The 12,931-nt window shown below is 39.2% G+C and carries 9 protein-coding genes and 2 tRNA genes; 8 read left to right on the top strand and 3 right to left on the bottom strand.

The genetic code is table 11. The features are described from left to right. Window positions 1–7: 7 nt before the first annotated feature. The 8 genes from IAG46_RS07625 to IAG46_RS07590 all read left to right on the top strand — a co-directional run bounded on the left by IAG46_RS07625 (window position 8) and on the right by IAG46_RS07590 (window position 9,369). Window positions 8–1,198: an OmpP1/FadL family transporter gene (locus tag IAG46_RS07625; protein ID WP_223826601.1), complete on the top strand. Its 1,191-nt coding sequence runs from the start codon at window positions 8–10 to the stop codon at window positions 1,196–1,198. A 186-nt stretch (window positions 1,199–1,384) separates the two neighbouring features. Beyond that, window positions 1,385–1,459 (top strand) — tRNA-Val (locus tag IAG46_RS07620). 354 nt (window positions 1,460–1,813) lie between these two features. Then, window positions 1,814–2,269 carry a helix-turn-helix domain-containing protein gene (locus IAG46_RS07615; protein ID WP_190809693.1) on the top strand — a complete coding sequence of 152 codons (456 nt, stop codon included), beginning with the start codon at window positions 1,814–1,816 and terminating at the stop codon, window positions 2,267–2,269. A 516-nt stretch (window positions 2,270–2,785) separates the two neighbouring features. Beyond that, the gene (locus tag IAG46_RS07610) at window positions 2,786–6,019 is read left to right on the top strand and encodes a SusC/RagA family TonB-linked outer membrane protein (RefSeq protein WP_190809692.1); all 3,234 of its coding nucleotides are present in this window, start codon (window positions 2,786–2,788) and stop codon (window positions 6,017–6,019) included. A gap of 26 nt (window positions 6,020–6,045) precedes the next feature. Next, window positions 6,046–7,659, top strand: a complete 1,614-nt coding sequence (locus IAG46_RS07605) for a SusD/RagB family nutrient-binding outer membrane lipoprotein (protein WP_190809691.1) — start codon at window positions 6,046–6,048, stop codon at window positions 7,657–7,659. A 17-nt stretch (window positions 7,660–7,676) separates the two neighbouring features. Beyond that, window positions 7,677–8,711 carry a hypothetical protein gene (locus IAG46_RS07600; protein WP_190809690.1) on the top strand — a complete coding sequence of 345 codons (1,035 nt, stop codon included), beginning with the start codon at window positions 7,677–7,679 and terminating at the stop codon, window positions 8,709–8,711. A gap of 148 nt (window positions 8,712–8,859) precedes the next feature. Next, window positions 8,860–9,264, top strand: coding sequence for a 6-carboxytetrahydropterin synthase (locus IAG46_RS07595; protein WP_190809689.1), 405 nt, complete (start codon window positions 8,860–8,862; stop codon window positions 9,262–9,264). Between the two features lie 30 nt (window positions 9,265–9,294). Continuing rightward, a tRNA-Val gene (locus IAG46_RS07590) sits at window positions 9,295–9,369 on the top strand. A gap of 10 nt (window positions 9,370–9,379) precedes the next feature. On the opposite strand, the gene IAG46_RS07585 is transcribed toward IAG46_RS07590, so the two are convergent. From IAG46_RS07585 to gldJ, 3 genes are all read right to left on the bottom strand, one after another. Next, window positions 9,380–9,751, bottom strand: coding sequence for a thiol-disulfide oxidoreductase DCC family protein (locus tag IAG46_RS07585; protein WP_190809688.1), 372 nt, complete (start codon window positions 9,749–9,751; stop codon window positions 9,380–9,382). An 84-nt stretch (window positions 9,752–9,835) separates the two neighbouring features. After that, window positions 9,836–11,110: a UDP-N-acetylmuramoyl-tripeptide--D-alanyl-D-alanine ligase gene (gene murF / locus IAG46_RS07580; protein ID WP_190809687.1), complete on the bottom strand. Its 1,275-nt coding sequence runs from the start codon at window positions 11,108–11,110 to the stop codon at window positions 9,836–9,838. A gap of 63 nt (window positions 11,111–11,173) precedes the next feature. Further along, complete coding sequence (gldJ, locus tag IAG46_RS07575) at window positions 11,174–12,835, bottom strand: gliding motility lipoprotein GldJ (protein ID WP_190809686.1); 1,662 nt, start codon at window positions 12,833–12,835, stop codon at window positions 11,174–11,176. Between the last annotated feature and the right edge of the window lie 96 nt (window positions 12,836–12,931).

Below are 12,931 nucleotides of genomic sequence, written 5' to 3'. Positions count from 1 at the left end.
TACGGCTATGGCGCAATCCGAAGGATTAACAAGTTCTCCATATTCCTTATATGGATTGGGAGTGATTAACCAAACCAGTATTGGTAAATTCAACAGTATGGGATACTCAGGAATTGGGCTTAGAACCGATACAGGAATCAATAACCTAAATCCAGCCACGTATTCTTTGATACCGCAGAATTCTTTCTTCTACGATATTGGCATAGTGGGCGAGTTCAATAGTTTTGAGAACAATTCAGACAGCGAATCCAAGACAACGCTCAATTTTTCAAATTTAGCCTTCGCCTTTAGGATTGATGATAGGCTTGGAGCTGGAGTCACCCTGATTCCGTATAGTGATGTTGGTTATTCCTTACTAGGTATACAAACAAACATTGAAGGGTCCAATGAACTTTTCGAAAGTAATGTGACTGGTTTGGGAGGACTAAATGATTTTAGATTTAATGTGGGATATGGACTCACTGAAACATTGAGGTTTGGGTTAAGTGCATCTCTATTATTTGGTAATATAGAAGAAACAGAATCACTTGAAATAGGAAGTGGGTATTTTGAACTTACCGAAACAACCAATTATAGTGGATTTCGATTGGGTGTTGGAGCCCAATTTGATTTGACAGATAAAATCACCATTGGAGGTACATTACAATTACCTGTTTCGCTTAGCGGAAGCCTCAAACGATCTGTCTTAAAGACCTTGGTCGAATCTGAAATTGTGGTTGAAGAAGATGAAGGTGACAGTGTTGCTGACTTTAAACTTCCTATGGAATTAGGTTTTGGATTGGGTGTTAAGCTAGGAGATTTTCTTACCGTAAGTGCAGATTATAAAAAGAACTTTTGGGATAACACGAATCAATCTGAAAAAATAGGAGTGTACCAAGATCAAGATATTTATGCGCTGGGATTGGAATATGTGAAGAACCCAAAAGGGCGCAAATATGGTGATAGAATAAGGATAAGAACAGGGTTCAATTATGACAATGGCTATTTGGCCATAAACAACAAGAAAATTGATGGGTATAACTTTACCATAGGTGTTGGGCTGCCAACAGGGTTTTTTACTAATTCGTACTTGAATTTATCATACAGTTATGGTCTGAAAGGGCAAATTGAGAATGTGCTGATAGAAGAGAACTACCATGTACTCACGTTAAATTTAAGCTTGGAAGATCTTTGGTTTAAGAAACGCAAAATAAGATAAGGGAGTGGTGCAAAATGTTATTTGGAATCAAATGATTTGTACTGGACTGGGCCAAAGTGGATCTGGTTGACTATCTAGGATTGGCAAATTGGCATGGGATAATATTTATAGCCACCTTTTTGTATTTTTTCTTTTTGGTAAACAAAAAATGATGCTATATTTGCACTCCCGTTTGGAAAATGGAATGGGCGCGTAGCTCAGTTGGTTCAGAGCACCTGGTTTACACCCAGGGGGTCAGGGGTTCGAATCCCTTCGCGCCCACAGAATAAAACCTCAGCAATTGCTGAGGTTTTTTGTTTTAGTACTTTTTGATGATTTCTACTCGTTACAGGGGAAATTAAGTTTAAATAGTTGCCTCGGTTTATTTGACATCAAATGCGCTGAAGTGCCTGATAGATTGTCTTTCTTTGATTATGTTCTGTGTGGCCATTGTGGTATATGCAAATTCAACAACTTGCTTGATAATGGCTTATCCTTTTTTAACAGGATAGTATCTATATAGTTATACCTAAGAGTAAACCAATCCCGATGATAGTTTACGTTAATCCTTATCGGCTAGAACCTGATTATTGGTGTTTTGTATTAACTATGATAGTGGTTAACAATCTAACTGCTATGAAAAGACTTATTCAATATCTTTTTTCTTCAGGACATGTTTTAACAGATCATAGCATCTATGATGGTGTGAATTCTGCCAAATATGAAAAGTCTGGACTAACACTAAAAGAGGCGGTTGAAATAACAAATGAAATTAAAACAGCCTTTGAATACAATAAACTGTATAAAAATAATGCGGTCGGTTTAGGTGATCTTGCAAAACACATTGGGAGGGATAGGTACAAGGTTTCACAAGTTTTAAATGAATACATGTCAAAAAACTTTTATGCTTTGCTTAACCAATATAGGATTACAGAAGCAAAGGATTTGCTGTTATCCCAACCCTTTTTGAGTGTTAAGGCTATCATGTATGAAGTTGGTTTTAATAGCAAGACCAGTTTCTACGGGGCATTTAAAAAAGAAACAGGCCTAAGCCCTAATGATTTTAGGAGTTTTACCTTGCACGCTTCCTAGAATTAACCACTATTTTCTTCTCCCTTCTAACGCGTTGAATTTCTTCTTTTTAATATAGAAATCAATCCTTTTTTACATATTGATTGGTGAAAATATGATCTTAACAATCTTATCACAAACTCATCTATTTTTGTGTTGTAGTAGTTATGTAGATTCCACTTCAATCACCTGTAACCCCTTATACAGTGCAATTAACTGTTAAAATTTAAGAAACCTTTTAAGTCTTTCTGTATTGCTAATAAAAAGTTAAAAAGAGTTCGTCCCGTTTGGGGTTGTTATTTTTAGGGTTCTTCCCGTTTTAAAAGTACCCATGGTAGTATAACATGCAATTCTTTTGTGGTTGCAATTGTAAAGGTAAGGCGGTGAGAGGCCTTACTACCTTAATAATAGAGACTTTCCATTAAGTTTTGTTTTCGTACTAGGGAGTATTATTTGAATTAGCTATCAAAACAACTTCTCCCGCCTACCTTTCTCAGTTGCGCTAACTCATTAATTACTAACAAAACTTTTAATTCTATGAAAGTATTGAAACTGTTTGGGATTCTAGCCCTACTGTTGTGTACAACGACAGTACTGTCCCAAGAAAAAACAATTACGGGTACGGTTATTGACCATACGGGCGTACCATTGCCCGGGGTCAACATTATTGTTGAGGGCACTACTAACGGGACCCAAACCGATTTTGATGGAAACTATTCCATTTCAGCAAGTGAAGGACAAGCACTGCTCTTCACCTATCTTGGTCAACGAACGGCAAGAAGGGTGGTAGACGCTGCAAACCTAATCAACGTTCAAATGGAAGAAGATGCTCAAGCTCTTGAAGAGGTTGTTGTTACAGCACAAGGTATCCGAAGGGAAAAGAAAGCCTTGGGATATGCGGTGACCAATTTAGGCTCCGATAAGGTTGAAAATCGACCAGAAGCGGATATTGCCAGAGTATTGAGCGGTAAGGCTGCAGGTGTTAACGTTGTGGGAACTGGTGGTTTGGCCGGTAGTGGTACAAACATCAGAATTCGTGGAAATGTTTCCATTACAGGTAACAACCAACCTTTGTTCGTTGTTAATGGTGTTCCTTTTAACACAGACACAAACGCAGAAAGTAACGTTACCACAGGAAATGGTTCCGTCTCTGCATCAAGTAGGTTTTTAGACCTTGACCCAAACAATATTGAGGATATCAGTATTCTTAAAGGTTTGAGTGCCACGGTACTTTATGGTAACCAAGGTAGAAATGGGGTTATTTTAATAACTACCAAAACAGGAGGATCCGAATTAGTAAACAAAGGATTCGAAGTAAGTGTTAATCAATCTGTATTTGTTAACGAAATAGCAAGTTTGCCAGATTACCAAAACATTTACGGTCAAGGTGGTGATAATTCTATCAACGTTGGATTCGTGGGTAACTGGGGAGGAAGATTTGATAGTGGGGCCACAGTAAGGCACCATTACAATCAAGCACAGTTCGCAGAACCTTTCCCCGAATTCCAAGGCGTCAATGTGCCGTATAGAGCATTTAGAAACAATGTGCGCAACTTTTTTAGAAAAGGGTTGGGTAGAACAACTTCTATTAATGCATCCAAAAGCTCTGAAGATATAGCGTATAACGTGAACTTTGGACATACTGATGAAGATGGATTTGTTGTCGGTAACAACATTAATAGAACCAACTTTGGATTAGGTGGTTCTGTAAAACTGAGCAATAAGTTCAGGATTAATGGATCATTCAACTATTCCACCAGTAATTTTACAACACCTCCAGTTTCTGCCAGTAATGGTACAGGGAATTTTTCAATTTTCTTTAGAACAATGTTTATCCCGAGAAACTTGGATTTAAATGGACTTCCATTTCAAAATCCGATTGATGGATCTAATGTATACTATCGCGCGGATCAAGAAAACCCAAGATGGTTGGCTGCCAACTCGCAAGAGCAGATCAAGACCAATCGTTTTTATAATTCAATAAGCTCAAGTTATGACTTCAGCGACAAGGTTGCCCTTACGTATAGGGTAGGTTTGGATACGTTCACTGAGAATCAGCAATTTTATGTGAACAAAGGTGGTGTTTCAAGTTTATTGTCTCAACAAGGTTTCTTAAAAACAACCTCCGGTGTCAATACCATCTGGGATCATAGTTTGATTTTGAACATTAATAGTGTTCAACTAACCGAAAAACTTGGATTTACCGGAACAGTTGGTTTTAATTCCAACTCTGAAACTTTTGAAAAGTTCGGTCAGGTAAGTACAGGTCAAGTAGTATTTGACTTTATTGATCATACCAACTTTGCTACACAAAGTAATGCTGATCCTTTAGGTTCAAACCTTGACTTTAAGCAAACGGTTAATACACTCGGTCTATATGGATCCATAGGTTTTGACTATTCCAACTTTGTTTATCTTACTCTGGCAGGAAGGAACGACTGGTCTTCTACCGTTGAACGAGAAAATAGATCGTTGTTCTATCCTAGTGCATCGCTATCCTTTGTACCAACATCGGCGATTCCAGATATAAAGGGTAACTTCTTGAACTTCCTTAAATTCAGATTTGGATATGGTACTTCGGCAGGTTTCCCTGGTCCATACAACACAAGGCCAACATTGGCATTGGGTACGGCCCAATTCACTACGCGTAGTGGATCGTTGATCAATGTGAATTCCAGTGGAGGTTTAGGTTCTGGTTTGGATGTCTTTCCTAACCCTGACCTGAAACCTGAATTGCACAGAGAGTTTGAAGCAGGTGTCGAAGCAAACCTTTGGGACAGCAGAATAAACCTTGAGGTTAGCGTATATAAAAGAGATTCCAAAGACCAAATTCTTGGAAAGATATTGGATCCATCAACAGGATTTGATAGAACTACAATTAACGCTGGTCAAATCGACACAAAAGGTATTGAGGTGGATTTAGGTTTCAATCCATTCAAAAACAGCGATGGATTCCAGTGGAGCTCTAATATTAACTTTACCGCCGATCAGAACGAGGTTATAGACCTACCTGGCGGAGACGATGTATTTATCGCTGGATTCTCCAACTTAGGAAACTATGCTATAGAGGGGCAGCCATTGGGTGTTCTTCGAGGAAGCTTCGCAGTAAGGGATGATCAAGGCAATTTGTTGATAAACCCACAAGATGGTAACATCATAGATAGTGATGCATTAGGGTTGGATAACGAAGTTATTGGTGATCCAAATCCCGATTGGAGATTGGTGACAAGCAATACATTCTCTTATAAAGGATTGAGCTTAGCGGCCCAAGTAGAATACACACATGGAGGAGACTTTAGTTCCAACACAATAGGAAACCTTATACGTAGAGGTGTAACTACAGATACTCAAAATAGAGAAGGTTCTGTAATCGTACCTGGTGTGCTTGCTGATCCAAATACCGGTCAAGTATTGCTTGATGGTTCAGGAAATGCAATTCCCAACACCATTCAACAAGGAGCGAACGAAATTTACTTCTTGAACTTTGTTGACCCCAGCGGACAGACCATTTATGATGGATCAGTAGTAAGACTTAGAGAAGTATCGTTGAGCTATGCCCTGCCAAGAAAACTTTTAGAGAAAACGCCATTTGGATCACTCTCGTTCACATTGCTAGGGCAGAATATGTGGTATTGGGCTCCTAACGTTCCCTCTGGAACCAATTTTGATCCAGAAGTGATCAGTACAGGTGTTGGTAACGGTTTGGGACTTGATCTTCAAACAACCCCTACTTCCAGGAAATATGGATTTAGTATCAAGGCATCATTCTAATAAGTGGAAAAGAAAAAAATAGGACAATGAAGAAATATAATAAAATAAGTATCATTGGCATATTAGTGCTGATGCTCGGTATAAGCTGTGAGACAGTTGATTTGAACCAGCTTAATGACCCAAGTGAGTTAACGCCTTCCAGTGCTGACCCAGAGTTATTGTTGAACAATGTGCAGTTACGATTTGTAAACGCAATTGCATACAACGAAGACAATGAAGATGGTATAAACGTTCGTGCGTCGGAGTTTGTAAGAATGCAGCACTTGTTTGGTGCGTATGTAGGACCATTTTCGTTAAGTTCAGGTAATCTGGATGATCTTTGGACAGATTTGTACAGAGAATCACTCCAAGATATCAATGTTCTAATTCCGCTTGCAGAAGAAAGAGAATTGGAAGGGTTTATTGGTGTGGCCAAATTGATTCAGGCATACATTTTTGTGACTTTGGTTGATGTATTTGGAGATGTTCCTTTTACAGAGGCACTACAAGGTAATGACAATGCCAATCCAAATGTTGAGGACGGTCAATCTATCTATAATGCAATGCTTACCGTTATAGACGAAGGAGTTGCCTCAATTAACGCACCAGGTTCTGTAATGCCCAATGACCTTTTTTATGGAGGGAACAAGGCGCAATGGACAAGGATGGCCAATACGCTGAAGTTTAAAATGTATTTGCAAATGCGGTTAGTGGGAGACTTTAGCGGTGAAATCAATAGCCTGATCAATTCTGGGCTGATTACTTCCGCGGCTGATGATTTTGAGTTTAAATATTCAACAACGGCTAGTACAACAGGTGAAAGTAGACATCCATATTATGCACTTATTTATGATGCTGATGGAGCGGACGACTACTTGGTTAGCTATTATGTAAACTTGTTAAAGGCAGACAAAGGTTTTGAAGACCCTAGATTGAGATATTATTTCTACAGACAAGTAAACGCAACCCCTTCAGGTGATGATTTGCCATGCGAGGATAACACTGTAGTTAACTTTTGCCACCTAGGTGATTTCTATTGGACACGAGATCATGGCGATGATGATGGTGTTCCACCGGACGGATTAAAGAGATCAACGTATGGATTGTATCCTATTGGTGGTGCTTTTGATGCAGATACCTTTACATCAGTTGCGGTAAATGCCGGAGGTGGCGGAGCAGGTATTTTCCCTTTCTTGCTTTCCTCTTATGTTAAATTCATGCAAGCAGAGTCTGCATTGATGTCAGGAACTACCGGAAACCCAAGAACCTTATTGGAAGAAGGAGTTAGAGAATCAATGGATAAAGTGTTGAACTTCATCCCAGGACAAGTAGCGCCAGCATTTGCTGCTACCAGTACTGATGTAGATGACTATGTCACTTTTGTATTAGGGCAATATGATGCTGCCGCTGATGATACAGCTAGGTTGGATGTTATTATGAAAGAGTATTACATCGCCCTATGGGGTAATGGACTCGAAGCATATAATAATTATAGAAGAACAGGATTACCTAGTGACCTTTCCGATCATGTGGGAACATCAGGGGCGTTTCCAAGAACATTCCTTTATCCGGCAACTGTTGTGAATACCAACTCCAATATTAGTCAAAAGGAGATTTCAGTGAAAACATTCTGGGATACAAATCCTGCAGTATTGGATTAACTCTAAAAGCAATAAAAATGAAAATACACAATAAAATCTATTCAAAAATAAATATTGCCTTCATGGCTGCGCTGATAATGGCCAGTGCTATCCTTACTTCATGTGAGGATGATGACAAGAACCAGCTCAATGATTTTCTCGTCACTGGTGGGTTTGTAAGATTTGCTGATCAGAATCCACCGGGAGCGGTTGGGGTCAACGCAATAGATGAGTTATCGTATTCTTTTTCCGTTGAAGATGCAAATAATACGGCCACCATGTATGACCTTAGATTATATGCTGATTTGGGCGGAGTTAGAACCGATACTGTTCAAGTTGAGCAAGTAACTAGCTTTCCTGCTAGCTTCTCCTTTAATGCAGAGGAAATTGCAAGTTTACTAGGTGTTACAGTAGCTGATCTCGGCTTTGGAGATAACTTCTTCTTTACCGCCACAGTAACTACAACTGATGGTGCGGTTTATGGAGGAGCTGATAGGCTAGGTGGTGTGGAAGTTTTTCCTCAACCTGATGGAACTTTTTTAGATGAGGATGATGACCCTGTTGCAGTAGGTCCAAATGATGTTGTTTACACAACTTCGGATGGAAGTTCTTTCCTTGCCAGCGGACAAAGCACCACTGATGACTTGCTTGATGAAGCTGGATACAGACAAGCCTTTGAGTTTAGTTTTGTTATACTTTGTCCTAGTGTTGATTTTAGCGCACTACCCGGTACTTATGATGTAACAAATCTTGGATTTGCAGGATTCTTCGGAGAGACTGACTTTGTCCGTGAAGTTGTTGCCGGACCTGGGGCAAATCAGATTACAATTCTTGATGGGGAATGGCCTGCTGTAGGCTCAGAGGACCTGGTTTTGGATATAAATCCAACCACAGGAGCAGTTTCATTAGGTGAGACCGCCATAGCTTTTGATGCTGCAGCTGGAGCTTTTGCAACAGATAATTGGGGATCCGCAACTGGATTTGTATTTACCTGTACGGGTAATATCGTACTTGTAATGGATTTTGATGCATTTTCCGGAAACGCACACCCTTTTGAACTTTCTAAGCAATAACCGTCAAGTTCAAAAAGTGTGGTCTTTATGACCAGAAAGCCATCCTTTTTAGGATGGCTTTTTTTATACATTTGTATGAATATATATCAGCCTTATATTTTAGTGGGATTCTCCCTTAAGAAGTATCTTTGCACAAATTAAGTGCTGAATGATAGCCACAATTTGTAGAAAAGCCCATTTTAATGCAGCGCATAGATTGCATAATCCCAATTGGAGCAATGAAAAAAACGTTGAGACCTTTGGCAAGTGCAATAATACGCATGGACATAATTTTGATTTAGAAGTTAGGATTAGGGGAGAAGTGGACCCTTCTACTGGCTTTGTTATGGATTTGGCGGTGTTAGGAAAGCTTGTCCATGACGAAGTTGAAGAAAGGTTTGATCATAAAAACCTGAATTTGGATTGTATTGAGTTTGCTGAGGTATATCCAACAACTGAATATTTCGTAAAGGTTATTTATGATATTTTGAAGCCTAAATTGAACAAAACACATTTACTGCATATTACCCTGCACGAGACACAAAAGAACTCTGCAGAATATGGAGATTGGTAACAATTTTACGATATTGCACACCATATTTAAGGGATATTAGCTCAGTTGGTTTAGAGCGCTGCCTTGACAGGGCAGAGGTCACTGGTTCGAATCCAGTATATCCCACAATTTTCTTCTAAAGACTTACTGCACAAGTTTGGGATTTCCCAAACCATTTCACCCTGTTTTTTGCAGCTAAAAAGTAGATGTTGTCCCGTATGACTTTGGGAACATAAGAAAGAATTGCTCCAATCAATTGCCATTTGGGTATTTTCGAAAGAATTCGAAGAAATCCATCGGAATGAGTATGTTGGCCCTCTTCATCAAAAAGAATAACTGTTTCCAATTGTTGGGTAGGTAGGTTGTTAGTATGAAGTAGTTCCTGTCCCAACGGCGATTGAAAGGCCACCATTTGGAATAGATCTTTTGGGGCAAACTTCAACAACCAACCTACAACACCATTACATAAATTGCATTCTCCATCAAAAACAATCATATTTCTCTTCATAGCATGGAAACATTTTTTGTCCAATTTGTCGAACAAAATACTCTCCCATTTAAATATTAGGCTTTCTTTAAGAGTGCTGCTAGATTATAGAAACTCCAAAACCCTTTCTAGAGCCATTCCCCTAGAGCCTTTTATAAGAAGAGAGCTATTAGGAAGGGGATTGCTTTCAAGGTGTTTTTTCAAATCGGTAAAAGACTCAAATTTTTTGAATGTGCTTTGTGTCTTATAAAAATTCCCACCCACAAGAAACACTGTTGAAAAACCAAGATCATGTGCTAAATCAGCAATGGCTTGGTGTTCGACTTGTGCTTCCGTTCCAAGTTCGAACATGTCGCCTAAAATCAGTGCTTTTTTAGCTCCCCGCATGTTTTTGAAATTATCCAAAGCAACTTTCATGCTACTGGGATTGGCATTGTACGCATCCAAAATGATTTTAAAACCTTTTTTCTCGATGATTTGGGAACGATTGTTCGCGGGAATGTAATATTCCAGAGCGGACTTAATTTCTTCCAAAGGGACGTTGAAATACTTTCCCATGGTGATGGCAGCACAGCAGTTTGGAAAATTGTAACCACCTATGAGTTGGGTGGAAATTTTGGAGTCCTCAACTTCAATGACCACAAAAGGATCTGCACCCATCAGTTTTATATTGAAGTATTCAGGATTATTGATACTAAATCCAATTTTCTTGATGTAGGAAGCTAGTTTTTCAAGTTGAATGGGGTCATCGGCATTTAAAAAAATATACTTTTTGTTGGGAATTAAATACTGGTAAAGCTCACTTTTACCTTCAATAACACCTTCAATTCCACCAAAACCTTCTAAATGCGCTTTTCCGAAGTTTGTGATATACCCAAAATCAGGTTGCGCGATATCGCACAAAAAAGCGATTTCTCCTTTATGATTGGCCCCCATTTCCACAATGGCCAATTCAGTATCAGGCTTTATGGACAACAAAGTGAGAGGTACCCCAATATGGTTATTTAGATTGCCATGTGTCGCTACAGTTTTATACTTTTTGGAAAGAACTGCATATATCAATTCTTTGGTTGTGGTCTTGCCATTGCTCCCGGTAAGGGAAATAATCCTGGCATTGCAATAATTCCTATGGAAAGTTGCCAAGTTTTGCAGGGTTTCTAAAACATCCTTGACCAATATGCAATTAGCAGAGGTTTTATGCTCGGCCTCGTCCACAATTGCGTAGGCTGCGCCATTCTCCAAAGCTTGCTGCGCAAATTCATTCCCATTGAAATTAGGCCCTTTTAGGGCAAAGAAAAGGCAATCTTTAGTTATTTTACGGGTATCTGTACAAACTGTGGGATGCAATAAGAAAATTGCATGAAGTTGTTCCAATGTCATAAATCGAAGATATAAAAAAGCCCTGATGTTGGTCAGGGCTTTTTTCAAAATTATGAATATCTCTTACTTGGCTTTTTTATGCCGTATTGTTTTGTTTTTTGATTTGGATTTAGATCCAACTCTTGACATGGCGCAACGGAATCCAATATCATCCGTAGCCATATATTGCGGCTGGTACCTACGCTGTGCAGGATCTAACCAAAATGCCCTATCCCTCCAAGAACCACCTTTATATACTCTAACTTCATCGTTTATAAGTGAAGTACGGTAGTTGGATGTGTCATACTGTCTAATAAGTTTGCCGGTAGAATCACGTTCCACATTGTGTTTCGGTGAATCGTACATTTTTCTATTGTCCGATTCATCGCTAAATCTTTCAAAGAATCTTGAAGAACCTGGGTCACCATCACGATAGCCACGGTTATCACTTGAATCAAAGTTTGTTCTTAAATAAGTCTCTTCATCAGTTACCGCAACCATTTCAATTTCACCAGGTAAATTCATGGCTACAATTTTTCCATTCGGTAAGGTATCATAGACTATCTCTTGTTCACCTAAAACTTTTACTTTACCATCATCACCAATGGCTTTTTTCAAGAATATATTCCCTCTGTAGTAGTTAAAATCGCTTATTTCATCATCTACAATGGGTCTGTAAACATCAGCCACCCATTCTGATACGTTTCCGGCCATATCATAAAGACCAAAATCGTTGGGCTTATATGATTTTACCTCGGCAGTAATATCTGCACCATCATCGGACCATCCGGCAATACCACCATAATCACCTTTAGCTTGCTTAAAGTTGGCCAGCTGATCACCTCGACCTACACGTTGTCCATTTCGAGTGTAATCACCCTCCCATGGATATTTCTTTCTTCCTCTATAATTATTGTATTCCCTTGATCCAATCAAAGCCTGTGCGGCATATTCCCACTCAGTTTCGGTGGGCAGACGATACTCAGGCATAATAACTCCACTACTTCTTTTCGCAAAGGTGTTTATTGAATCTCTTTTCTGCTTTCCTTGCAGTGAATCTATTTGTCCTCCATAAACGGATTCTGGATTGTTCAAATATGCTTCGGTACTAAAAGTCCCGCTCATATCACCGTTTAGTACTTTGTACTTTGCATCCTGGGCTATATACCCTTCTCTTTCCAACATGGCTTCATTTACCCTGTCTGTTCGCCATTCGGCATACTGTGAAGCCTGAACCCAGTTAACACCCACAACAGGATATTCTGCATAAGCAGGGTGCCTCAAGTAATTATTGGTCATTGTTTCATTAAAGCCCAATCGGTTTCTCCATACCAAAGTATCAGGTAATGCACCGCTATAAATGTTTTTATAATTTGGATTTTCAGGTGGATAAACGGACTTCAAGTAATCCAAGTACTCCAAGTACATTACATTGGTCACTTCGGTTTCATCCATATAGAACGATTGTACATGCTGTTGGGTTGGTGTATTGTTCCAATCATGCATAATATCATCTTGAACCTTACCTTTGGTAAAGGTTCCACCCTCAATAAAAACGGTTCCTGGAGGAGTTTCTTGCTCTTTAAAATCAGAATTGTGTTGAAATCCTCCTTCCTTGGCATTGATTTTCCAACCTGTGGCTCTGGAAACATTCTTCGACGAACCAGATGAGGAATTTTTACAGCTTGAAAAACTTCCTACCACGACAGCGCAAGAAAGTACAACTTTGATAAAGTGTTTTTTCATAATTTGGGCTTGAGTACTTTATAACTAAGGGTTTTCCTTAGCAACTTTAACTTGATTTGATTTTACTTAAAATCCATTGATGGCATTAAAACGATG

Origin of the sequence: Flagellimonas sp. S3867, from assembly GCF_014698935.1 — a bacterium.
Lineage (GTDB): Bacteria > Bacteroidota > Bacteroidia > Flavobacteriales > Flavobacteriaceae > Flagellimonas.
This window is presented reverse-complemented; position numbering and strand designations above follow the sequence as displayed.